Raw genomic sequence first — 22813 nt, 5'->3', positions numbered from 1 at the left:
TCCACTTACCTTACGCTAACACAACGATATGCCAGCGCATTATGGGTAAATGGTGGCGGTTCTATCGCATCTCGTCCGGGGCATCTGTGCCAGTAATGGCGAGGCCGGATTTCAAAACGGACGCAACGGCGCGCACCAGCCCAAGTCTGGCAATGCTGGATTCTCGGTCGTTATCCTTAACAAACCGTAAGTCGGGGTTATCTTTGCCCCTATTCCAATGCGCATGGAAAGAGCTTGCCAGATCATAGAGGTAAAATGCAAGTCTATGTGGCTCCTGCGACTGTGCCGCGGCCTCAATTAGGCGCGGATACTCCGCCAATTTGGCCACCAGTTGCAATTCTGATACATCCTCAACCTTCTCGGCATAGTCTGCGAGCGTGAGTGATTCGGTATCAAGATCCGGGAACGCTTCACGGGCCTGCCGGAAAACCGACATGCAGCGAGCATGCGCATACTGCACGTAGAAGACCGGATTGTCCTTCGACTGTTCGGTCACCTTCGCAAAATCGAAGTCGAGCGGCTCGGAATTCTTGCGGTACAGCATCATGAAGCGAACCGGATCGCGGCCGACTTCGTCGACGACCTCACGCAGCGTGACGAAATCGCCGGAGCGCTTGGACATTTTCACCGGCTCGCCGTTCCGGAACAGTTTCACCAACTGGCACAAGAGAACCGTCAGCTTGACCGATTCGCCACCGACCGCGCGCGCAACCGCTTCCAGCCGCTTCACGTAGCCGCCATGGTCCGCGCCCAGAACGTAAATCATCTCGCTGAAACCGCGATCGAACTTGTCCTTGAAGTAGGCAACGTCGGCCGCGAAATAGGTGTAGCTTCCATCCGACTTGATCAGCGGGCGGTCGATATCATCACCGACTTCCGTGGAGCGAAACAGTGTCTGTTCGCGATCTTCCCAATCCTCCGGCAACTGCCCCTTCGGCGGCGGCAGTGTGCCACGATAGACGTGGCCCTTGAAGGTCAGATCGTTGATCGCCTGACGGATGCGGGCTGCGCCATCGGCATGCAGCGTCCGCTCTGAGTAGAACACATCGTGATGCACGTTCAACGCGGCCAGATCCGAACGGATCATCGCCATCATCGCATCGATTGCACGATCCTTGACGATCGGCATCCACTCTTCCGGCGGCATGTTGTGCAAACGCGTGCCGTATTCCTGGGCCAACGCCTGACCGACCGGCACGAGATAATCACCGGGATAGAGCCCGGGCGGGATTTCACCGATCTCTTCACCCAGCGCTTCGCGGTAGCGCATGAACACCGAACGGGCCAAGACGTCGATCTGCGACCCGGCATCGTTGATGTAATATTCCTTCACAACCTCATAGCCAGCAAAACCCATGAGGTTGGCAAGCGCGTCGCCAACGACCGCGCCGCGGCAATGGCCGACATGCATGGGGCCTGTTGGGTTGGCGGAGACATATTCCACGTTGACCTTCTTGCCAGCGCCAGTGCTGGAGCGGCCAAAGTCGACGCCAGACTTGATGATCACGGCCAGCAGGCGCTGCCAATAGGCCTTGGAGAGACGAATGTTGATGAAGCCCGGACCGGCAACAGTCACCTCGACCACGTCAGGATCCTGCTTCAGGCGCTCGGCAATCAGATCCGCGAGCGCTCGCGGGTTCGTGCCCAGCGGCTTGGACAGAACCATGGCCGCGTTGGTGGCGACATCGCCATGGCTCTGATCACGCGGTGGTTCCACGACGAGGCGGGAGAAATCCACGCCCTCGCCCTTCTCCTTGACGAGATCGAGCGTCAGCAGCGCGCTTTTGATCCGTTGTTCAAAATCCGCGAAAAGATTCATGTGCAGCATCCGCGCAAAAATGCAGCTCCGTCATAACTGGAACCGCTGATAAACAAGTTGGTGGGGTGCCTAGCCCAAATCGGGAGTGCGGTCAAACATCCGTCGATGTGCCTTTACAGCATAGGTGTCCGTCATGCCGGCTAGATAATCGCCGACATGCCGGGCCTTCGCCGCCTCGGAAAGACCTGCGATGTGGCTGACCCAGTAATGGCTCTGCATCTGGCCGGGGTCCGCCATGTAGGCCCCGAAAAGATCGGTCACGATCTGGGCTGCCCCTGCCCTTATGCGCATGATTTCCGGATGGCGGTAGATACGCGAGAAGAGCAACTTCTTGATCGCGCGGTCCGTCGCGGCCATTTCATCGGAGAAGGTGGCAATGGCATGATCTGCGCCACGAATATCGGCTGCACTCTCCGGCTTCAGCGCAGCGAGCCTGGATTGGGCAACGCCGATGACATCCTCCACCATGTGGGTGATCTGTCGGCGCATGATCTCGTTGGCAAAGCGCGCATCCTCGAGCGAGGGATATTTCGCGCGCACCTCCCGCATCATATCCGCAAGGAAAGGCACATCTTCCAGCATATCGAAGGTCAGATAGCCGGAACGTAGACCGTCATCGATATCATGGGTGTTGTAGGCGATGTCGTCGGCAATCGCAGCAACCTGCGCCTCAAGGCTGGCATAACTTGCCAGTTCCAGATCGTTCAGTTCGCAATAATCCAAAATGGGCTGCGGAACGGGTCCGCGGGTGCCCGCGCCATCCTTGTCCATCAAAGGACCATTGTGCTTGACCAGACCCTCCAGCGACTCCCAGGTGAGGTTGATGCCGTCAAACTCCGCATAACGGCGTTCCAGCTTGGTCACGATACGGAGCGACTGGGCATTGTGATCGAAACCGCCGTAAGCATTCAGGCATTCGTGAAGCGCGTCCTCGCCCGTGTGGCCGAAGGGCGTATGGCCGAAGTCATGAACCAGCGCCACGCCCTCCGCCAGATCCTCGTCGATCTTGAGAGCACGTGCCAGCGCACGGGCGATCTGCGCCACTTCGATGGTATGGGTCAGCCGGGTTCGGTAGTGGTCGCCGTCGACGCCGATGAAAACCTGCGTCTTGTGCTTCAAGCGACGGAAGGCCGTGGTATGGACAATGCGGTCACGATCGCGCTGGAATTCCGAACGGGTCAGACTGGAGTGTTCGGGAAACAGGCGCCCGCGGGACGACCAAGGGTCCGCCGCATACACGGCCCTCTCGCCACTGCCAAAACCCAGACTGCGCGTATCGACTGTCATTTCCAATCCCACTCCTGCAATGGCGAAGCACCATTGACGCCAGATTTAACCCTTCATACCTATAGGGCCAAGTAGAGTAATGCAGATGACGCAATCTCCGGACCTTGAACCCGGCAGAAAGGCAAGACAATGAGCGAAGCAAATATCACCCTCTCGGACGCAGCAGCCCGCCGGATCGCCGAGATCGTTGGCGCGGACGCGACCAAGCAGGCCCTGCGGGTTTCTGTCGAAGGCGGCGGCTGTTCCGGCTTTTCCTACAAATTCGACCTGGCGGACGGTGCCGAGGACGATGACCTGGTGATTGCCAAGGGCGATGCCAAAGTGCTGATCGACAGCATGTCCCTGGTCTATATGGCAGGGTCCGAAATCGACTTTGTCGATAACCTGCTCGGCCAGTCCTTCCAGATCAAGAACCCGAATGCGGTGGCCAGCTGCGGCTGTGGCACCAGCTTCTCGATCTGAGTTCGCCAATCGGGTTGGACAAACATCTTTTGCCGCTTCCCATGTGATCCTCATCGTCTAAAAGAAGATAAGCTGAGGATCACGACATGAAGATTGCCACCTGGAACATCAACGGCGTCAAGGCCCGCATCGACAACTTGCGGCAATGGCTGGGCGACTCAGCGCCCGACATCGTGTGCCTCCAGGAAATCAAATCGGTCGATGAGGGCTTCCCGCGCCTGGAGATCGAAGCGCTCGGTTATCATGTGGAAACCCATGGCCAGAAGGGTTTCAACGGGGTCGCGATCCTGTCCAAGTCAAAACCGGACGAGGTCATGCGCGGCCTGCCCGGCGACGAGACCGACGAACAGTCGCGTTACATCGAAGCCGTCTTTACCGTCGGCACAGGCGTCGTGCGCGTTGCCTCCATCTATCTGCCGAACGGCAATCCCTCTGATGATCCAGTGAAGTATCCTTACAAGCTTGCGTGGATGGAGAGGCTGCGCCAGCATGCTGAGGAACGGCTGAAGCTCGAAGAGCCGCTGATTCTGGCCGGCGACTACAATGTAATCCCGGAGCCGCATGATTGCTTCGATCCGGCCGCCTGGGCGACCGATGCGCTCTTCCTGCCGCAGACACGCGCCGCCTTTCGCCGTCTCGAAAATCTCGGTCTGACCGATGCCGTACGCAGCACAACAGATGCGGCCAAGCTTTACACATTCTGGGATTATCAGGCAGGCGCGCGGCAGAAGAACAACGGTATCCGAATCGACCATCTACTTCTGTCACCGGAAGCTTCAGATCGCCTCGTCAGCACGTCGATTGAAAAGCATGTGCGCGCTTGGGAAAAGCCTTCGGACCATGTGCCCGTAGTCGGCCATTTCGATTTCGCCGCCTGACGTCTTTACACTGCCAGTCTAGCGGGCAGCCGCCTCATCAGTCGTCGGCGCCCTTGCCCAGTTGCTGCGCCAACGCAACGGCGCCGCGGCGGTCCTCTTCGCTGGACATGGAGAAGGCATCTTCCTGCATCTGCTCCATCCAATTGCAGTCCTTCTTGCTGCAACGATCAAGTGCCGCGGTCAGGAACGCAAGGCCGCGAACCGTCTGGCCCTCCTGGAACAGCAGGTTGCCAAATACGGCCATGGCCCCCGGATGGCCACTTTTGCGAGCCTGGTTCAACCACTTCTTGGCCTGCTGCAAATTGGGTGACCCGCCCTCGCCGGCCAAAATCATCCGCGCCAGCTGAAACTGTGCTTCGGCCACACCAAAGGTGGATGCTGCCTGGAAATAAAGCTGACGTGCCTGGGCAAGGTCAGTCTTCACGGGCGAGCCCGGAATGCCGTGCCGGTAATAGTCTGCCAGAGCCAGAAGTGCGTTCACGAAGAAGCCGGTATCTTCCGAACCAGGCTCGACGCCTTGGCTGGCGATCTGGCTATAGATCTTGAAGGCTTCGAAATCGTTCTGTGCGACGCCGTCGCCATACGCGTACATGTTGGCCAGCGCCCAACGAGAGCCGGTATGGCCTTTTTCCGCTGCATACTTATAGGCTTCGACAGCATCCTTCTTCTGGCCGTTCTTATAAGCCTTGAAACCGAACTTGAAGAGGTCGAAGGGGCCGGATTCCTTGGTCACACCGGAACTGATATCGAATGCGCCCGCAGGATTGATCAGCGATACGGACATCAAAATTCCGCACGCCGCCAGCTTACAGAAAACGGGGATATGTACCGGCATGTTCAGACTTCCTTAACCATGCCAGTGATTGATGCTGTGTGTGGGATAGACCCTGAGGTCGTGAGGTACGCCATCCGTTTGGCTTGCAAAGCATTCCGCCCAAAAGTCATGCACATACTCCGAACCACACTCTCGATGACGCCGGGACCAGATCTGCCGGTACAGGTCTGCCACGGGACATCAACCTCCCACGACCATCCGCACAACCATAGAGACTCATTTCGGCAAGAGTACGGCTTTTGACCGAGGCGATGATCGGCAAACAAAGGCGCGCAAGGAAGACGTTCATCTTCCAGGCCACGCGCCTGCTATCGCATGAAAAATCGCCCATCTTACTCCGAAACGCGCCCCCGCCCCCGCAAGGATCGCCTATTCAATTAGTCTATCGCTGCTCTCCGTTTGTGGCGGGAAATGGACAAAGGAGCCCGGCGAGAAACGTGAAGTCATCGTCACAGAAATATGTTGCCAAATCGTCACAAATTGAGTTGTTCGGCAAACATAAAAAAGCCCGACACGATGCCGGGCTTTTCCGTATATGAGCTTAGATCAGAATTTAACTTTGACGGATGTTGAGATAGCCGCCAGAAGGTCATCCTTGAAGTTGTAGCTGACTTCCGTTCCGTAGCGTTGGCCGTCGATCGTTACCGGACCAGAGGACCCACTGGTCAGGACGCCGAGAAGGCCGACCAGACGGAACTCAACATTCTTGGTGGGCGCATAAGCCAAGGCCGCACCAAACGTCCAGCTGTCGGTCTGGGTGCCGTAGCCTTGGGACGTACCGCGATCCCAGGTGACACTGAGCGCGCCGCTCCATTCTTCATTGAACTTGTGTCCGATGCCGCCGGTAACGGTCCAGCCATCGCGATAACCAAGGTCAAGCGTCGTGACTGCGTTCGCAACAGAACATGACGGCGAACCGACCACGCAGAACGGGATCTTCTGGAACTGGCTCCAGTCCACCCACTTTACCGAACCAAACACCAGCCAATCTGGCGCGATGCCCGTCTGGAATTTTAGCTCCAGGCTATCGGGCATATTTTGTGAGCCGAACACGTTCAGGAAACGACCATTCACCTGACGAAGGTCGAGCGTGCCGGTAATGTCATCCAGCTTGACTTCGCTGTTATAGACAATGCTTGCACGGAAGGCGTATTCCGGGATTTCATAAGCCAGACCGGCGCGCCAGCCCCAGCCGCTATCCTCCAGCTGCAGACGACCGATGCCGTTACCGAAAGGCGTCAGACCGGCGGGAACAACAAGGCGCTCCTTGAAACCGCGAACCTCCTGATAGAAGCCACCGCCGATGACGCGCAACTGGCCCGGGCCCATGTCGAAACGATAGGAACACGTGACGGCGTAGTTATCGCTCTCGACCTTGGTCTCGATGTTGTCGTTCGCGCCGCGCCAATTGGCGCCCGGCTTGGTATGCGCGCCCCAAGGCTGCGAATAATCCATCAAGCAATCGGCGCCCTCACCAATCGCCGCCTTGATGCCCACACGCGGCACCCAATAATTCTCGCTGTCATTAGCGCTGGTGCTGCCACCATTACGGCCATCCGAACCCAGCCCGTTTGCACGGTTAATATCGGTGGCGTTGCGGATCTTGCGATCGGGCATGACATAGGTTGCAGTGGCTTCGCCAGCGACGGTGGACGGATCGAACAGAAGATCAATATTATATCCGCCTCGCTCAAGCCCGCCTGCCAACGCCGTCGTGCTCCATATCCCCATGACGGTGGCTGCCAGCAGCGCTGTGGAAATAGTTCTTCTTACCATTTTTCTCCCACTCCCGGTAAGTGATGAAGCTAGCCTAAATGCTTCGTTTTAAAACACAACTTACGCCTTGGCCGCCGCAGCGCAGCGGAACTCGTCTAGACTTACGTAAGTTTTCGAGTGCGGCGCCGTGTCGCGATCTTAAGCGGGAAATTTTTCCCCAAGCTTACCCTTGCATCGCCCTTGCAGGAATGAAATTTCGCGTTTGATGGGAACGTGGCAAAACCGCCACATTTGCGCTTAGACATTCGAATTGTGTCAATCGCGCCATATTTCGCAGCGCACATAAAGAAAGCCCCGCCTTCTGTGAAGCGGGGCCTCCAATTTCGCCGGGGAATCCGCCCCGCCACCCATTAAGGCCGGGGGGCAAAACGATTCCATCGTCCAGATGTGGATGTGGTCAGATTGCTTCCTTGACGCGCTGCAGCGCCGTTTCGAGGCTTGCGCGCTGCACTTCGAACTCCGCCAGGCGTTCGCGTTCAGCCGCAACGATTTCCGGGTCCGCATTGGCCACGAATTTCTCGTTACCAAGCTTTTTCTGTGCCCGATCAATCTCTGCAACGGTCTTGGCAAGCGCCTTCTCGATACGCGTCTGCTCAGCGGATAAGTCGACCAGGCTGCCGAGCGGCAGGCAGGCCGTCGCCTCGCCGATGACGACCTGGGCGGCGCCACGCGGTGCGGCATTCGCAAGTTCGATGCCTTCGACGCGAGCAAGACGCTCGATGGCCGCCGCATGACGCTGAAGACGACCTTCCGTCAAAGCAGTCGCCCCAACGACGATGAGCGGCGCCTTGGCCGACGGCGGGACATTCATTTCCGCACGAACAGACCGAATGCCGGTCACCAGATCAACCAGCCAGTTGATTTCCGAGGCTGCCGCTGCATCCTCAAAGCCCGGCTGCGGCCATGCGGCATGGCACAGAAGACGATCACGCTCAGCCGTATGCGCCCAGAGCTCCTCCGTCATGAACGGCATGAACGGATGCAGCAGCTTATAGATCTCTTCCAGAACATAGGCCACGCAGGCTTGCGCTTCCGCCTTCGCGCCCTCGTCTTCACCGGAGAAAATCGGTTTCAGCAGTTCCAGATACCAATCGCAGACCTGGTTCCAGACAAAGCGATAGAGCGATGCAGCCGCTTCATTGAAGCGCTGCGTCTCGATGGCGGCTCTCACCTCGCGGATCGTCGCCGACAACTCCGTCAGAATCCAGCGATTGACCGTCTGTGTCACGGCCTGCGGCAGGAACTGCGGGTCGCGCTTCACGCCGTTCATCTCTGCAAAGCGCGTCGCGTTCCAGAGTTTTGTGCCGAAGTTGCGATAGCCGGCGATGCGGGCCGGATCGAGTTTCACGTCACGCCCCTGCGCGGCCATGATCGCGAGAGTGAAACGCAGCGCATCCGCACCATACTCGTCGATCAGATCGAGCGGGTCGATGACATTGCCCTTGGACTTCGACATCTTCTGACCGTTCTTGTCGCGCACAAGCGCGTGCACATAAACGGTGTTGAACGGTTCGACGGAGTTGCCCTCCTCATCCTTCATGAAGTGCAGGCCCATCATCATCATGCGGGCAACCCAGAAGAAGATGATGTCGAAACCGGTGACCAGAACATTGGTCGGATAATAGCGCGCAAGCTCCGGGGTCTTGTCCGGCCAGCCAAGCGTGGAGAAGGGCCAGAGGGCAGACGAGAACCAGGTGTCGAGGACATCTTCGTCACGGATCAGGATTTCGCCCGGCTTGAAGTTTTCAAGCTTCTCCTGCACCCAGGCTTTCCAAGGACCCTCATGCGCAAGATAATGCTGGATGGCAGCATCCAGCGCCTCTTCCTCGGTTTTCTCGACGAAGCACTGACCGTCCGGACCATACCAGGCCGGGATCTGGTGGCCCCACCACAGCTGACGGGAAATGCACCACGGCTGGATGTTCTCCATCCACTCGTAATAGGTCTTGTCCCAGTTTTTCGGCACGAAGTTGGTGCGGCCTTCGCGAACAGACGCGATGGCCGGCTCTGCCAGCGTCTTGGCATCCACGAACCACTGGTCGGTCAGCATCGGCTCGATGACCACGTTGGAGCGGTCGCCGAACGGCTGCATGATCTTCTTGTTCTCGACGTAAGGCACATCATTGCCTTCCGCATCCTTGACCGTGACGGCCAGACCTTCGGCATTGATGGCAGCGACGATGCGCTTGCGCGCCTCATAGCGATCGAGACCGCGATATTCTTCCGGAACGAGGTTGATTTCATCCACTTCAGCTTCGGTCGGAAGCGTACCGGACTTTGCGATCTCGAGTGCGCGGGTGGCATAGACTGCGTAATCCTCGCCGTCTGCGCGCATCTGCGCCTGCGTATCCATCAGGCGATAGAGCGGAATGTTGTTGCGCTTGGCGACCTGGTAGTCGTTGAAGTCATGCGCGCCGGTGATCTTCACCGCACCGGAACCAAACGTGGGGTCCGGGTACTCATCCGTGATGATCGGAATCAGGCGGCGATGCTCTTTCGGGCCAACAGGTATTTCGCAAAGCTTGCCAACGATCGGCGCATAGCGCTCGTCGGAGGGGTGGACGGCAACGGCGCCATCACCCAGCATGGTTTCCGGGCGCGTCGTCGCAATCGAGATGTAATTGCGTTCTTCCTGGAAGGTGATGTTTCCATCTGCATCCTTCTCGACATAGGTGTAGGTTTCCCCACCCGCGAGCGGATACTTGAAGTGCCACATATGGCCGTCGACCTCGCGGTTCTCGACCTCGATGTCGGAGATTGCGGTCTCGAACTGCGGGTCCCAGTTGACCAGACGCTTACCGCGATAGATCAGGCCCTGCTTGTAGAGCGTCACGAAAACTTCGAGGACGGCCTTGGACAGGCCCTCATCCATGGTGAAGCGCTCGCGCGACCAGTCGCAGGATGCGCCAAGGCGCTTCAGCTGATTGAAGATCAACCCGCCGGATTCGGCCTTCCACTCCCAGACCTTGTCGATGAAGGCTTCACGGCCCAGTGCACGACGCCCCGGCTGTTGCGCCTCGGCCAGCTTGCGCTCGACCACCATCTGCGTGGCGATGCCGGCATGGTCCATGCCGGGCTGCCACAGCACATCCTTGCCGCGCATGCGCTCGAAGCGGATCATGATGTCTTGCAGCGTGTTGTTCAGCGCGTGCCCCATGTGCAGCGAGCCGGTCACATTCGGCGGCGGGATCACGATCGTGAAGGTTTCCGCGCCAGGCTTCGCGTTGGCGCCCGCACGGAAGGCATCCGCCTCATCCCAGGCGGCTGCGATCTTGGGTTCGACGGCGGCTGAATCATAGGTCTTTTCGAGCATTTTCCGACCAGAAATTTCGAGTTCTCTTTGCTGGCTGTAAATAGGACTGCCAAATGCGAGTCAATAAAAAAGGCCGCCAACGGCGACCTTCCAGGCAGGCTTGCTGCTATTGTCGTACCGCCTCAGCGCCGCGGACCGCGCGCCACGCGCTCGATCTCCTCGCGCACCATGCGCTCTACGAGGCGCGGCAGGTTATCATCCAGCCATTCCTGCAGCATAGGGCGCAGCATCTCGCGTGCCATGTCTTCCATCGACTGGCGGGAAATACCGTCAAACACATCTGCCAGTTCACCGAAGGAACGGGCAACCTGTGCTTCCGTCTCCTGCGAAACAAGGCTGATGGTTTCTTCCAGGCGGACCGGAAGAGGTGCCGGAGTCTGCGGCTGATGGTGAGGCTGCTGTTCAGCCGCGGGCACGGCCGGAGCCTGCGCCAGGTGGGGGTTAACTGGGGGTTGGGCAGTCTCAACTACGACTTCAGCAGGTGCAGCAACAAATGCCGGTCGCGGCTCAACCTGAACTGGTTCAGCGGCAGCACGCGGTTCTGCGACCGCAACCTGAGCCGGTCGGGCATCCTGAGGTGGCTGCTGTTGCCTCTGGGGCGCGGGTTCGGGGGCGGCATATTGGGCTGCTTGCACCAAAGGGAAAACCGGCGCAGGCGCATCAACAGGTGCTGGCGCCGGCTGAGCCACGCGAGCGACGGAAGGTTCCGGCACGCGACCGGCAGCCGCGCGCACCCGCGCGGCAACATCTGCAAGCGACATTGCTTTTTCCTGCGGTTCCGTATTCGGGGCAGCAGCAGGCGCTGGCCGGAGCTGCTGCTCCGCCATCAACGGACGACCGGGATCATTCGCAGCCATCTGTGGCACGAAGCTTTCCCCAAGCTCGTCCACCACATCGAAATCGTCGGCGCTATCGAGATAGGCCGCGTGCCTTTGTTGTTCCGCCGCATCCCCCTCGCTGATCGGATCATTGCTCTCGATAATCCGGCGAATCGACGCCAGAATTTCTTCCATGGAGGGTTCACGCGCTACGTTTGGCTGAGCCATATTCTTCCCCGATACTGTCGCCACACCGACAGTGCAACCTGTCAAAGGTGATGCCGAATCACCAACGATTGTAAGGGATACAGGGGCAAAGTAACAATTGGTGCGGCGGAGCGCGTCAGCCGCATACACAGCTTTATTGCTGCCGAGATCGGATCACACAATCAACCGCAATGAAAAAGGGCGGGAAAAGCCCCGCCCCCACTGATGCTTAGAATACGAATTCCTTGGCCTTGCGGAAGCCGGGAAGCGGCTTCACCGAGGTGTTGAAGAACACGCTCTCCGAAACCACGCCATGCTCCTTGAGGTAAACGCGGGCGGTGGAGGCATTGCCGTAACCCACGACCGTAACCAGTCGGCCTCCATCACGCAGCTGGCCAAACAGGGCTTCCGGAACCTCTTCGACAGCGCCGTTGATAAAGATCACGTCATAGGGCGCTTCATCGGCATAGCCCTTTTCGAGTTCGCCCGTCACGACAGCGACGTTCGTCGCCCCCACCTGTTTCAGGGTCTCGGTTGCCTGGGCGGCCAGAGCCGCATCACTTTCAACGGCAACGACACCGCCGGCGAGATGGGACAGAAGGGCTGCGGTATAGCCGCTGGCGCTGCCAATCTCGAGTACAACATCTTCCCGGGTGATCGCCGCCAGCTGAAGGAGCTTCGCCAGCGGCGATGCCTCCATCACGAAACGGCCCTGCGCAACCTCGATGTCATTATCGATGTAGGCAATGCTCTTTGCCTTTTCGGGCACGAAGGCCTCACGCGGAACCGTGAGGAATGCACGCAGCACGGAATGTGAGGTGACATCGGTGGTGCGCACCTGATTGTCTACCATTTTAATACGCGCTGCTTCGTAATCGATCATTGTCTTCGCCCCGTTCAAGCGTCACTTCGGACACCGTATTACTGGCGCCAAGCATTGCTTTCAAGACCGATGCAGCGGTTGCCGGTACAAATTCGATGCTCCGCCGATAGAGGAAAGCGGAACATTTGGCGTGTGGCTGTGTTGCCTTCTCAAAAGAGGAGTTCACGTCATGCCGACCAACTTACCCGAAAACCCGAATCCGGTGGAAACGCCGCGAGGTCCAACCCCGGCCCCCGGCGTGCCCGACCGAACACAGGAAAAGCCGCCGCTGACGCCGGCGCAAGACCCGGGTGACACCAAAAACCCGAACGATCCTGTCCTCGACCCTGCACTGCTGCCGATCGGCGACCCGGCTGGTGCAGCCTAACAAGTCGGGCGGCGCTCACCAACGTAAGGCTGAAGCTTCGGCTTGAATCCCAGTGGCCCTGCACCCTGTACGGTGTGGGGCCATTTTGATTGCTGGTTACTCCTAATAGTCCTGCTCGTCATTCCGACCGAACATGAGTGAGCGTCGGTTGATGTGATCGGAACGAGGCGATAGGAATGTGTCTGCAAACGCGAGATCACGGAATGCAGACGAAACTCATCATGGCACTGGTGGTTACCACTTCGATAGGCCTCACAGGCTGTCAATCTTCAGCACCAGCAGCGCCACAATCGTCTGCCTACGCGACCTCTAATTATACCTTTTCTCCTGCGCCAGCACATGGGCATCGTCGGCTGAACTAGACCTCCTGGTCCGCAGGTAGCAGAAATCTGAAAGCACGTTTTTGAAGCGACAGCGCGGTGTTTGGGCGTCGTTGGCGAGTCTGCGGAAAGAATCTCGGCGGAATAGCATTTCATCGTGAAAAAAGGACTTGGCTCAGAATGAACCTCTTGCGCTTAGTCTGAATTCGTTCTAAACGCCCGTCACCACTTCAGAAAATACTCCGGATGGCCTCGTGGCGGAGTGGTGACGCAGAGGACTGCAAATCCTTGTACCCCGGTTCAATTCCGGGCGAGGCCTCCATCCGAACAACAACTTCATTCACAGAATTTGACAATGGGTCGCAGTCGATTTGAAACATCGAGTTGCTGTCCGCTTGTCCCATAACCCACTTTGAGCGCCGATGATTTGCCGCTATGACGCCTGCAATTTTGCAGGTGGAGTTTGAGAGCCGCGATGAAATGGAACAAGGGTGTGACACTTGCGCTGGACGGGCCGGGGCAGTTCAGGACGATCAGTTCGCTGCAGGAAGCATCCTGGGCGTTGATCGAGGACTGGCCGCTTGAGGACGGCGATGAACTGGACAAAGCGCTTCTGATCTTTGAAGCCGCCCTGAAGGGAAAGAAGTCGCCGGAAGCGGCCCGGCTTGCGTTTATCGCAGCGGCGATCGAAGCCGGAATCGAGATCAAGGACTAGGGTGAAGACCCAATCATCTTGTTGAAATGGTGTGTGACGATCCGGATGAGATACGAGGCGAAAAACGCAGGCGATGCAAAGGCATCGGCGAGGCTTTTCAACGAAGTAGATCGGCGGATCGACCACATCCGGAGGACGCGCGAACGGCTGCGATCTGCTGTGTCGAAGCGCTTGAATGGGTGCCGGACCCATTCGTGCGCGCTTCTCCTCGCATATCATGGCCGTTCATCGCGCCATTTCAATAATATGATTGAGTCCTCACCCTAAGCTCGACGTAAACAGGCCCGGAGCAATGCCCCGGGCCCTGAGATCTACCTATGCCAGCTGGATCGCAAAACCCCGCCGAATGCAGGGGTTCGGCTGCTCAAAACTCTTCCCAGCTTTCCGCGGCGGCGCCACCGCCAACAGCCTTAGCCACCTTCTGCACCATGCGGCGCGCCGGGGATGCGGCTGGTTGGCGGGAAGAGACGATTGCTGGCGACTGGCTCCGCATGGGCGACACGGCCCCGGTGCGGAACTGCCCCACCAGATTGCGGAGCTTCTCTGTTTCGTTTGCCAGATTGGCGCTTGCCGCAGTTGCCTCTTCTACCATGGCCGCATTCTGTTGCGTGACCTGATCCATCTGGTTGATTGCAGAGTTAACCTCACCCAAAGCCGTTGCCTGCTCGCGTGCCGCGCTCGCAATGGATTCGATGCGATCGTTGACAACCGCGATATTGCCTTCGATGGTCTTCAACGCTTGGCCGGTTTCGCTGACGAGCTTCACGCCGCTATGGACTTCCGTCGCGGAATTCTGAATGAGGCCCTTGATTTCCTTGGCCGCAGCAGCGGAGCGCTGCGCAAGTTCGCGAACCTCCTGCGCGACAACCGCAAATCCTTTGCCGGCTTCCCCCGCACGTGCGGCTTCAACACCAGCGTTCAGAGCGAGCAGGTTGGTCTGGAAGGCAATCTCGTCAATGACGCCGATGATGTTGGAAATCTGGCTAGAGGATGCCTCGATCTTCGCCATCGCATCCACGGCATCGGCAACAACCTTGGCCGAGCTAGTGGCGTTGGCATTTGCGGTGGCTGCCGCCTCGCGGGCTTCGTTAGCACGCTGGGAGGAAGTGGTGACATTGGTGGTGATTTCATCGAGAGCGGCGGCGGTCTGCTCAAGTGAAGCCGCCTGCTGTTCCGTACGCTTGGAGAGATCCTGCGCGCTCTGACGTATTTCCCGCGAGCCGCTGTCGATCTCACCAGCAGATTTGGAGACAGCCTGCAGCGCAGTCGCCAACTGATCAACGGCGGCGTTAAAGTTGCTGCGCAGGGTTTCGAAATCCGCTGCGAAACGATCGTTGATCTGACAATTCAGATCACCATCGGCCAAGCGCGTGAGAGCACCACCGATCACGTTAACTGCATTGACCCGTTCGGTCACGTCGGTCGCAAACTTGACCACCTTGGCCACCTTGCCGCGTTCATCAAAGATCGGATTGTAGGAGGCATTGATGACGACATGCTTGCCGCCTTTACCGACCCGTGTGAATTCGGCAACCTGATACTTGCCTTCGTTCAGCTCTTTCCAGAAGGTCTGGTAGTCGGCAGTACGCGCATAAGCAGGGTCCACAAACAGGCTGTGATGCTGCCCGACGATCTCGTCCAGGCGATAGCCCAGTGCCTTCAGAAAATTCTCGTTGGCGGTTACCACCTTACCGTCCGGCGTAAACTCGATGACAGCCTGCACGCGGCTGATCGCTTCGAACTGGTTCTGGTAGTCCAGGTTCTTCAGGCGCGCATTCGCATCAAACCATTCGACCGAGAAACCCGCGACCTTCCCACCCCTTTTCAGCGGCGTCACCGTCAGGTCGAAAGCCCAGCGCCCCACCCAGATCGTGGCCTTATGCACGGTCTGCAGTCGCGCCAACATGTTTCTCTGATGAGACGGGTTCTTGTGGAAGATATCGATGTTGCTGCCGACGAGCTTGTCAACGCTGAATGCAGGCAGTTCCTTCTTGAGATCCGTTTCCGCCTCGATCAGGAATTTGCGAACGGCATCGTTCAGGTAAACGATATTGAGGTTGGCATCAGCAATCATGATGTTGGCAGATACGTCGTCCAACGTTTGCGTCTTCAGGCCGCCGATCTTCCCATTCAGTCCCAGCATTCCAATACCCCTCTTAAATGAGTCAAGATCGAACGAAGTCCGCCACGGTTCTTGCACGTGACGCGCCCATCCCGAGCAAACTCCCCCATGCATATCACCAAGAGTAGCGCCGCCTCACTTAAGCAAGACTTAAAATTGCCACCCTAAAAATATGCCAGTTACATTTTCTCTAATTTATAATACTATTATGGATGCCAATTAGGTCGGATTTGCACCGTAGAATGCATATCAGTTCTCGCCTGTTCCTCCCGCTTTGTTTTCCGTGCCAAAAATCTACCTTAGATTGAAATTGACCAATATCAATTTCGCCCTCCCCCATGGGCACATCAAATAATAAAAACGCCAAAAGCAATGACATTCGGCCTAGCGGGAAGAGCTCGTCGTTGCACATCTGTGCAAGCCACTGGAAGAAAAGTATTTTTTTGGACTCATTGTTTGAAGACATGCGACATGTCATCCAACTGTCATGGAACCGTAATATCGGAAGCCTGTCGCCGCTGAGCGTCCTCAACAGACATTCCTTCAGGGAGTTCACCCATGAAACATCTCTTCCGCCCGATGGCGCTTGCCGCCGCGATGGCTGCTCTTGCCGCCGCCATGTCTCCGGCTGCACAGGCAGCGGACATTTCCGGTGCTGGCGCTACCTTCCCCTACCCTATCTATGCAAAGTGGGCTGACGCCTACAAGAAGGAAACCGGCATCGGCCTCAACTACCAGTCGATCGGCTCCGGCGGTGGTATCAAGCAGATCAAGGCAAAGACCGTGACTTTCGGTGCATCGGACGCTCCTCTGAAGGGCTCTGAGCTCGACGAAGCGGGCCTCGCTCAGTTCCCGATGGTCATGGGCGGCATCGTACCGGTCGTGAACCTTGCTGGTATCAAGCCGGGCGAACTCGTTCTGGACGGCAAGACCCTTGCTGACATCTTCCAGGGCAAGATCACCAAGTGGGACGACGCTGCTATCAAGAAGCTGAACCCGGAATCGAAGCTGCCGTCACAGGCCATCGCTGTCGTTCACCGTTCGGACGGCTCGGGCACCACCTTCAACTTCTCCTACTACCTCAGCGACGTTTCGGCTGAATGGAAGGACAAGGTTGGCGCAGCTCAGGCTCTCGAATGGCCGGTCGGCATCGGCGCCAAGGGCAACGAAGGTGTTGCTGCTAACGTCACCCAGGCTGCCGGTTCGATCGGTTACGTAGAATACGCCTATGCCAAGCAGAACAAGATGATCTTTGCTGACATGATCAACAAGGATGGCAAGAAGGTTGAGCCGTCGGCCAAGACCTTCGCCGCTGCTGCTTCCAACGCCAACTGGTCTTCTCAGCCGGGCTATGGCGTCATTCTCGCCAACCAGCCGGGTGCTGACAGCTGGCCGATGACCTCTGCGACCTGGATCCTGGTTTACAAGAAGCCGGAAGACAAGGCTGCGACCGCTGAAGCCCTGAAGTTCTTCGGCTGGGCCTACAAGAACGGCGGCAAGATGGCTGACGAACTCGACTACGTCGCCATGCCGGAAGCAGTTTCCAAGAGCGTCGAAGCCATGTGGGCCAAGGACGTTGTAACCAAGTAATGTGACCTGAAGGGGCGCGCTTTTTTGGCGCGCCCTTTCTTTCATCAACCGGCCAAATCGCAAGGACTGGAGCATGACCTTGGCAATTGCGGAGCGCGTCGAAAGCCGGCGCGATAAAGTGGTTCGGCATTTTGCGCTGACCGATACAATTTTCCACTGGGCCTGCCGTTCGGCCGCGGTGCTCGTCCTCATCATCCTTGGCGGTGTATTTTTCTCTCTGGTCAGCGGTTCCTGGGCGGCTCTCAGCAAGTTTGGTCCCGCCTTCCTGACCACGGATCGATGGAGCCCCGTAACGCAGACTTTCGGCGCTCTTGCGCCGATCTACGGTACGCTCATCACCTCCGGGATCGCGATCCTGATCGCCGTTCCCGTCGGCATTGGCATCGCAGTCTTCCTGACGGAACTCTGCCCGCGTCCGCTTCGCCGTCCGATCGCGATCGCCGTCGAGTTGCTGGCCGGCATTCCCTCGATCATCTACGGTATCTGGGGTCTGTTCGTCTTCGCTCCGTTCCTGCAGGCGACGCTTCAGCCATTCCTCATCGAGGTTTTCGCCAATGTGCCGGTTCTGAACAATGTGTTTGCTGGCCCGCCCTACGGCATCGGCATCCTGACGTCTTCGCTGATCCTCGCGATCATGATCCTGCCGTTCATCGCCTCGATCACCAAGGACGTGTTTGATACCGTTCCCGGTGTTCTGAAGGAATCAGCCTACGGCATCGGCTGCACCACCTGGGAAGTCGTTCGTCGCATCGTCATCCCGCATACGCGCGTCGGTATCATGGGCGGCGTCATGCTGGCTCTCGGCCGTGCGCTTGGGGAAACCATGGCCGTCACCTTCGTCATCGGCAACTCGCACCGTTTGAGCGCCTCCATCATCGCTCCCGGCACGACGATTTCTGCGACGATTGCCAACGAATTCACGGAAGCAGATGCTGACATCTACGTGTCCTCGCTGATGTCACTCGGCCTGATCCTCTTCTTCATCACCTTCATCATCCTTGCAGTCGCCCGTTACATGCTGCTGCGGATGAGCCGCCAGGCAGGAGCTTGATCCCATGGCAACGATCTATCCGCGCCGCAAGGCACTCAACGGGCTCATGATGGGCCTCTGCATCGCCGCCGCCGCCATTGGCCTGGCATGGCTGGCTCTGATCCTGGGCGCCTTGATTTACAAGGGTCTTGCCGGCGTCAATCTCGCTGTCTTTACCGAAATGACACCGCCTCCGGGCGCTGCGGGCGGCTTGCTCAACGCCATCTTCGGTAGCGTGGTGGTGACGATCATCGCCGTCATCATCGGCACGCCGATCGGCATCCTGGCCGGCACCTACATGGCCGAGTACGGACGCTTCAGCAAACTGACCGTGGTGGTACGGTTCATCAACGACATTCTCCTGTCGGCACCGTCCATCATCATCGGCCTGTTCATCTACGAACTGATCGTCCGGCCGATGGGTCACTTCTCGGGAATTGCCGGTTCCGTGGCGCTCGCCATGCTGGTCATTCCGGTCGTCGTCCGCACCACGGAAGACATGCTCAACCTGGTGCCGAATGCATTGCGCGAAGCCGGTACGGCGATCGGCGCACCGCGCTGGATCGTGATCCGCTCCGTCGGCTATCGCGCTGCCCTGTCGGGTATCGTCACCGGCATCCTGCTCGCCATTGCCCGTATCTCGGGCGAGACCGCGCCACTCCTGTTCACTGCCCTCAACAACCAGTTCTGGAGCAGCAATCTCAACGCGCCGATCGCCAGCCTGCCGGTTACGATCTTCCAGTTCGCCTTGAGCCCCTATCAGGAATGGCAGCAGCTTGCCTGGACCGGCGCGCTTATCATCACTCTCACGGTTCTGACACTCAGCATTGTCGCCCGCAGCCTCACCGGACGTAAGGAAGGATAATGACCCAAATGGTATCCCTGGACAAAATTCAGCCGCAGCAGTCCGTCGGCCAGCCGAAGATCGAGATCAAGAATCTCAACTTCTACTACGGTGAAACGAAGGCGCTGAAGAACATCTCGCTACAGCTGCCAGAGCGCAGCGTGACCGCCTTCATCGGCCCGTCGGGCTGCGGCAAGTCCACGCTGCTGCGTGTTCTCAACCGCATCTACGAACTCTATCCGAAGCAGCGCGCCGAGGGTGAAGTTCTGGTCGATGGCAAGAACATTCTCGACCGCGACCAGGACCTCAACCTGCTGCGCACCAAGGTCGGCATGGTGTTCCAGAAGCCGACGCCCTTCCCGATGTCGATTTATGAGAACATTGCCTTCGGCGTGCGTCTCTATGAACAGGTCTCCAAGAGCGAGATGGACGAGCGCGTCGAAGCTGCTCTGCGTCGCGCCGCCCTTTGGAACGAAGTCAAGGACAAGCTGCATGCAGGCGGCACCAGCCTTTCCGGTGGTCAGCAGCAGCGCCTGTGCATCGCACGCACCGTTGCCGTCAAGCCGGAGATCATCCTGCTCGACGAGCCGGCATCCGCCCTTGATCCGCTGTCCACGGCGAAGATCGAAGAGCTGATCGACGAACTGCGTGCGGACTACACGATCGTCATCGTGACGCACAACATGCAGCAAGCAGCTCGCGTCTCCCGCCAGACGGCGTTCATGTATCTCGGCGAACTCATCGAATTTGATGACACCGCCAAGATCTTCACGTCGCCGCAGGAAAAGCGCACGCAAGATTATGTCACGGGCCGGTTCGGCTGATTGCTGAGCGATCACCGTCAGCTAGAAACAGGAAGGAACACCTATGCCCTCCACTCATATCCTTTCCGCCTACGACGAAGAGCTGCAGTATCTTGCTCGCCGTATCTCCGAAATGGGCGGCCTCGCTGAACAGATGTGCGCCCAAGGCGTTCGTGCCCTCGTCAACTCTGACGCGGCACTCGCCCAGAAGGTCATCTCCGATGACGTGATCCTTGACCAGATGGAACGCGAAATCGGCGAGAAAGCCATCGTGACGATCGCCAAGCGCCAGCCCATGGCCGGCGACCTGCGCGAAATCATCGGCACGCTGCGTATCGCCGCCGATCTGGAACGCGTCGGCGACCTCGGCAAGAACACGGCCAAGCGCGTCATTGCCGTGCAGAGCGGTGGCGTACCGCGCAAGCTGGCACGCGGCCTGGAGCACCTCTCAGAGCTCGCTCTCGAGCAGCTGAAGGAAGTGCTTGATGTCTACGTCACGCGCTCTCCGGAGAAGGCGGAAGCCATCCGCCTGCGCGACGAAGAGATCGACGCCATGTACACCTCGCTGTTCCGCGAACTCCTGACCTACATGATGGAAGATCCGCGCAACATCACGAGCTGCACGCATCTTCTGTTCTGCGCAAAGAACATCGAGCGCATCGGCGACCATGCAACCAACATTGCCGAGACGATCTTCTACATCACGACCGGCCATGCGCCGGAAGGCGAGCGCCCCAAGGATGACACGTCCAACACCCTTGGCGCCGTCAATTCGTAAAAGTCGCAGGTAGACCAGACCATGCTGCCGAAGATCACTGTCGTTGAGGACGAAGAAGCGCTCAGCGTGCTTCTTCGCTATAACCTTGAAGCCGAAGGCTACGAGGTGGAAACCATCCTGCGGGGGGACGAGGCGGAATTGCGCCTTCAGGAACGGGTACCGGACCTGTTGGTGCTGGACTGGATGCTACCGGGGGTCTCCGGCATCGAACTCTGCCGGAGACTGCGCATGCGCCCGGAAACGGAGCGCCTGCCGATCATTATGCTGACCGCCCGTGGCGAGGAAAGCGAACGCGTTCGCGGCCTCTCCACCGGCGCTGACGACTATGTGGTCAAGCCATTCTCCACGCCGGAACTGATGGCACGCGTCAAGGCCATGCTGCGTCGTGCTCGCCCCGAGGTTCTCTCCAGCGTGCTACGGTGCGGTGACATCGAACTGGACCGCGAAACGCATCGCGTGCATCGCAAGAGCCGCGAAGTGCGTCTTGGCCCGACCGAGTTCCGTCTCCTGGAATTCCTCATGTCGTCGCCGGGTCGCGTTTTCTCGCGCTCGCAGCTTCTGGACGGCGTCTGGGGCCACGACATCTACGTGGACGAGCGCACTGTCGACGTTCATGTGGGGCGACTGCGCAAGGCGCTCAACTTCTCCAATATGCAGGATGTGATCCGCACGGTCCGCGGCGCGGGCTATGCCATGGAGCAGAACTGATTACAGGCCCGTCCGGCATGGCCGGACCGGGTTTTGCTCCTGACAAAAATTCATCACGCATTCCGCAAAGACCCGTTGCGGAAGCTACAGGGTAGAGTGCGTCATGGGTGCACGGATTGTTATTGCGGAAACGGACGAGGCGCTACGTCGATCGCTGGATCAGCTGCTGACTCATGAAGGATTCTCCGTGTCCTTCTCCCCGCTTGGTGCGAGGCTTGAGGAATATCTGGTCCATGCGGCCCCCGATCTTGCAATTCTAGGCGCCTGGATTGCAGGCATCTCCGCCATTGAGATTTGTCGCAGACTTCGTTCGCGCCCGGAAACCGTTCAGCTGCCTGTCGTGCTTCTCGTTCCTCCAGGACGCGAAAGCGATCGATTGGCGGGCCTGTCTGCCGGAGCAGACGATTGCCTCGTCAATCCGTTCCAGCCCGTGGAACTTGTCGTCCGTATCCGCAATCTGCTGCGTCGCCTGAACCCCTCACTCAGCGAACACAAGCTGGTCGTTGGTGATCTCTCGCTCGATCGGGCGGCGCACAGGGTTCATCGCCGTAAACGCGAGATCAAGCTCGGTCCGACCGAGTACCGACTGCTGGAGTTCATGATGCAATCGCCGGGAAAGGTCTACTCCCGCGCGGAACTCAAGGCATCGCTGTGGGGCAAGGAATCAGACGTCGATGAGCGCGCCATCGACGTGCATATCGGACGTTTGCGCAAGGGAATCGGACTTGAAGCGGATGATACGATCATCCGCACCGTCAGGGGCGCCGGCTATGCGCTCGGCGTAGACTAACGAAAAGATCTCAAGCCGGCCAGTAACTGTCATCGGCGAAATCCGCCGGAATGTCGCGCAGGCGCGCCAATGCGATAGACGTATATTCGATCTGCAGCTTCAGATGCCGCAGGGATGAAAAGTACGGCAGGTTCTCAGGCTCCCCCGCCCTCGCCCGCTCGTAAACCAGAGCACGAATACGCCGTGCCGCCTCACGCCGCACATCGTCGGGCGTTGGCCACGTATCGCTGCCTGTGTTCTCGTCATCGGGGTGAGGCGCGCCATCCAGCCCACCTCTGATCAATCTCAGATGCATGTTTCGTTCCCACCTATTTCGGGTGGGATTCTTAAAGAAATCACCTTGCGCGATGCTGGAGATTCGCACGCGCCAAGCGGCTGGAACTATGATATGGTTGCGACTGTTCGGTTTGTGGAGGAGACAGCCGAACAGATGTCTAATGTCCGGTGTCGATGATGCGCGTTTGTTTC

General features: G+C 58.4%; 20 protein-coding genes and 1 tRNA gene. 12 read left to right on the top strand and 9 right to left on the bottom strand.

The genetic code is table 11. The features are described 5' to 3' along the window. Nucleotides 1–61: 61 nt before the first annotated feature. The gene (argS, locus tag Q2T52_RS23660) at nt 62–1819 is read right to left on the bottom strand and encodes an arginine--tRNA ligase (RefSeq protein WP_302079385.1); all 1758 of its coding nucleotides are present in this window, start codon (nt 1817–1819) and stop codon (nt 62–64) included. 69 nt (nt 1820–1888) lie between these two features. Beyond that, nucleotides 1889–3106, bottom strand: a complete 1218-nt coding sequence (locus Q2T52_RS23655) for a deoxyguanosinetriphosphate triphosphohydrolase (protein ID WP_302079384.1) — start codon at nt 3104–3106, stop codon at nt 1889–1891. Nucleotides 3107–3235: 129 nt separating this feature from the next. Here Q2T52_RS23655 and erpA point away from each other — a divergent pair, with 129 nt between their 5' ends. Then, nucleotides 3236–3568 carry an iron-sulfur cluster insertion protein ErpA gene (gene erpA, locus Q2T52_RS23650; protein WP_302079383.1) on the top strand — a complete coding sequence of 111 codons (333 nt, stop codon included), beginning with the start codon at nt 3236–3238 and terminating at the stop codon, nt 3566–3568. A gap of 86 nt (nt 3569–3654) precedes the next feature. Next, the gene (gene xth / locus Q2T52_RS23645) at nt 3655–4446 is read left to right on the top strand and encodes an exodeoxyribonuclease III (RefSeq protein ID WP_302079382.1); all 792 of its coding nucleotides are present in this window, start codon (nt 3655–3657) and stop codon (nt 4444–4446) included. Nucleotides 4447–4483: 37 nt separating this feature from the next. On the opposite strand, the gene exoR is transcribed toward xth, so the two are convergent. The 5 genes from exoR to Q2T52_RS23620 all read right to left on the bottom strand — a co-directional run bounded on the left by exoR (nt 4484) and on the right by Q2T52_RS23620 (nt 12278). Beyond that, nucleotides 4484–5230 carry an exopolysaccharide production regulator ExoR gene (exoR, locus tag Q2T52_RS23640; RefSeq protein WP_302079381.1) on the bottom strand — a complete coding sequence of 249 codons (747 nt, stop codon included), beginning with the start codon at nt 5228–5230 and terminating at the stop codon, nt 4484–4486. Nucleotides 5231–5827: 597 nt separating this feature from the next. Then, nucleotides 5828–7057 (bottom strand): OmpP1/FadL family transporter, encoded by a 1230-nt coding sequence (locus Q2T52_RS23635; RefSeq protein ID WP_302079380.1) that lies wholly within the window; start codon nt 7055–7057, stop codon nt 5828–5830. 397 nt (nt 7058–7454) lie between these two features. Then, complete coding sequence (locus tag Q2T52_RS23630) at nt 7455–10370, bottom strand: valine--tRNA ligase (protein ID WP_302079379.1); 2916 nt, start codon at nt 10368–10370, stop codon at nt 7455–7457. A 122-nt stretch (nt 10371–10492) separates the two neighbouring features. Then, nucleotides 10493–11416, bottom strand: coding sequence for a PopZ family protein (locus Q2T52_RS23625; protein ID WP_302079378.1), 924 nt, complete (start codon nt 11414–11416; stop codon nt 10493–10495). 208 nt (nt 11417–11624) lie between these two features. Beyond that, nucleotides 11625–12278, bottom strand: coding sequence for a protein-L-isoaspartate O-methyltransferase family protein (locus Q2T52_RS23620; protein WP_302079377.1), 654 nt, complete (start codon nt 12276–12278; stop codon nt 11625–11627). Between the two features lie 169 nt (nt 12279–12447). Between Q2T52_RS23620 and Q2T52_RS23615 the strand changes: the two genes are divergently transcribed. The 3 genes from Q2T52_RS23615 to Q2T52_RS23605 all read left to right on the top strand — a co-directional run bounded on the left by Q2T52_RS23615 (nt 12448) and on the right by Q2T52_RS23605 (nt 13680). Further along, on the top strand, nt 12448–12645 hold the full coding sequence (locus Q2T52_RS23615) for a hypothetical protein (RefSeq protein WP_302079376.1): 198 nt from the start codon (nt 12448–12450) through the stop codon (nt 12643–12645). A gap of 568 nt (nt 12646–13213) precedes the next feature. Then, nucleotides 13214–13287: transfer RNA gene (locus tag Q2T52_RS23610), tRNA-Cys, on the top strand. A 153-nt stretch (nt 13288–13440) separates the two neighbouring features. Further along, nucleotides 13441–13680: a DUF982 domain-containing protein gene (locus Q2T52_RS23605; protein WP_302079375.1), complete on the top strand. Its 240-nt coding sequence runs from the start codon at nt 13441–13443 to the stop codon at nt 13678–13680. A 364-nt stretch (nt 13681–14044) separates the two neighbouring features. Here Q2T52_RS23605 and Q2T52_RS23600 read toward each other — a convergent pair whose 3' ends face one another. Then, complete coding sequence (locus Q2T52_RS23600; RefSeq protein WP_302079374.1) at nt 14045–15823, bottom strand: methyl-accepting chemotaxis protein; 1779 nt, start codon at nt 15821–15823, stop codon at nt 14045–14047. 537 nt (nt 15824–16360) lie between these two features. Here Q2T52_RS23600 and pstS point away from each other — a divergent pair. The 7 genes from pstS to Q2T52_RS23565 all read left to right on the top strand — a co-directional run bounded on the left by pstS (nt 16361) and on the right by Q2T52_RS23565 (nt 22345). Beyond that, on the top strand, nt 16361–17392 hold the full coding sequence (gene pstS, locus Q2T52_RS23595) for a phosphate ABC transporter substrate-binding protein PstS (RefSeq protein ID WP_436799582.1): 1032 nt from the start codon (nt 16361–16363) through the stop codon (nt 17390–17392). 73 nt (nt 17393–17465) lie between these two features. Next, nucleotides 17466–18443: a phosphate ABC transporter permease subunit PstC gene (gene pstC, locus Q2T52_RS23590; RefSeq protein WP_302079373.1), complete on the top strand. Its 978-nt coding sequence runs from the start codon at nt 17466–17468 to the stop codon at nt 18441–18443. A 4-nt stretch (nt 18444–18447) separates the two neighbouring features. Beyond that, the gene (gene pstA, locus Q2T52_RS23585) at nt 18448–19287 is read left to right on the top strand and encodes a phosphate ABC transporter permease PstA (RefSeq protein WP_302079372.1); all 840 of its coding nucleotides are present in this window, start codon (nt 18448–18450) and stop codon (nt 19285–19287) included. Continuing rightward, a complete protein-coding gene (pstB, locus tag Q2T52_RS23580) occupies nt 19287–20090 on the top strand; it encodes a phosphate ABC transporter ATP-binding protein PstB (protein ID WP_302079371.1) in 804 nt (267 codons plus the stop codon). The genes pstA and pstB overlap by 1 nt, the downstream gene beginning before the upstream one ends. A 43-nt stretch (nt 20091–20133) precedes the next feature. Then, nucleotides 20134–20847 (top strand): phosphate signaling complex protein PhoU, encoded by a 714-nt coding sequence (gene phoU, locus Q2T52_RS23575; protein WP_302079370.1) that lies wholly within the window; start codon nt 20134–20136, stop codon nt 20845–20847. Nucleotides 20848–20868: 21 nt separating this feature from the next. Then, the gene (phoB, locus tag Q2T52_RS23570; protein ID WP_302079369.1) at nt 20869–21555 is read left to right on the top strand and encodes a phosphate regulon transcriptional regulator PhoB; all 687 of its coding nucleotides are present in this window, start codon (nt 20869–20871) and stop codon (nt 21553–21555) included. 103 nt (nt 21556–21658) lie between these two features. Further along, nucleotides 21659–22345, top strand: coding sequence for a winged helix-turn-helix domain-containing protein (locus Q2T52_RS23565; RefSeq protein WP_302079368.1), 687 nt, complete (start codon nt 21659–21661; stop codon nt 22343–22345). 10 nt (nt 22346–22355) lie between these two features. Here Q2T52_RS23565 and Q2T52_RS23560 read toward each other — a convergent pair whose 3' ends face one another. Beyond that, a complete protein-coding gene (locus tag Q2T52_RS23560) occupies nt 22356–22640 on the bottom strand; it encodes a hypothetical protein (protein WP_302079367.1) in 285 nt (94 codons plus the stop codon). Nucleotides 22641–22813: the final 173 nt, after the last annotated feature.

This window comes from Rhizobium oryzicola (genome assembly GCF_030504645.1).
In the GTDB taxonomy this organism is placed as follows: Bacteria; Pseudomonadota; Alphaproteobacteria; order Rhizobiales; family Rhizobiaceae; genus Neorhizobium; species Neorhizobium oryzicola.
The sequence above is the reverse complement of the archived record's forward strand: the minus strand, read 5'-3'. Positions and strand labels throughout refer to the sequence as shown.

Coding starts and splice junctions, on each gene's coding strand:
- exoR (WP_302079381.1), bottom strand. CDS start 5,230: ATGTCCGTATCGCTGATCAATCCTGCGGGCGCATTCGATATCAGTTCC.
- Q2T52_RS23615 (WP_302079376.1), top strand. CDS start 12,448: ATGCCGACCAACTTACCCGAAAACCCGAATCCGGTGGAAACGCCGCGA.
- pstA (WP_302079372.1), top strand. CDS start 18,448: ATGGCAACGATCTATCCGCGCCGCAAGGCACTCAACGGGCTCATGATG.
- Q2T52_RS23630 (WP_302079379.1), bottom strand. CDS start 10,370: ATGCTCGAAAAGACCTATGATTCAGCCGCCGTCGAACCCAAGATCGCA.
- Q2T52_RS23655 (WP_302079384.1), bottom strand. CDS start 3,106: ATGACAGTCGATACGCGCAGTCTGGGTTTTGGCAGTGGCGAGAGGGCC.
- phoB (WP_302079369.1), top strand. CDS start 20,869: ATGCTGCCGAAGATCACTGTCGTTGAGGACGAAGAAGCGCTCAGCGTG.
- Q2T52_RS23600 (WP_302079374.1), bottom strand. CDS start 15,823: ATGCTGGGACTGAATGGGAAGATCGGCGGCCTGAAGACGCAAACGTTG.
- Q2T52_RS23565 (WP_302079368.1), top strand. CDS start 21,659: ATGGGTGCACGGATTGTTATTGCGGAAACGGACGAGGCGCTACGTCGA.
- Q2T52_RS23635 (WP_302079380.1), bottom strand. CDS start 7,057: ATGGTAAGAAGAACTATTTCCACAGCGCTGCTGGCAGCCACCGTCATG.
- pstB (WP_302079371.1), top strand. CDS start 19,287: ATGACCCAAATGGTATCCCTGGACAAAATTCAGCCGCAGCAGTCCGTC.
- argS (WP_302079385.1), bottom strand. CDS start 1,819: ATGAATCTTTTCGCGGATTTTGAACAACGGATCAAAAGCGCGCTGCTG.
- Q2T52_RS23620 (WP_302079377.1), bottom strand. CDS start 12,278: ATGATCGATTACGAAGCAGCGCGTATTAAAATGGTAGACAATCAGGTG.
- Q2T52_RS23625 (WP_302079378.1), bottom strand. CDS start 11,416: ATGGCTCAGCCAAACGTAGCGCGTGAACCCTCCATGGAAGAAATTCTG.
- erpA (WP_302079383.1), top strand. CDS start 3,236: ATGAGCGAAGCAAATATCACCCTCTCGGACGCAGCAGCCCGCCGGATC.
- phoU (WP_302079370.1), top strand. CDS start 20,134: ATGCCCTCCACTCATATCCTTTCCGCCTACGACGAAGAGCTGCAGTAT.
- pstS (WP_436799582.1), top strand. CDS start 16,361: ATGAAACATCTCTTCCGCCCGATGGCGCTTGCCGCCGCGATGGCTGCT.
- xth (WP_302079382.1), top strand. CDS start 3,655: ATGAAGATTGCCACCTGGAACATCAACGGCGTCAAGGCCCGCATCGAC.
- Q2T52_RS23560 (WP_302079367.1), bottom strand. CDS start 22,640: ATGCATCTGAGATTGATCAGAGGTGGGCTGGATGGCGCGCCTCACCCC.
- Q2T52_RS23605 (WP_302079375.1), top strand. CDS start 13,441: ATGAAATGGAACAAGGGTGTGACACTTGCGCTGGACGGGCCGGGGCAG.
- pstC (WP_302079373.1), top strand. CDS start 17,466: ATGACCTTGGCAATTGCGGAGCGCGTCGAAAGCCGGCGCGATAAAGTG.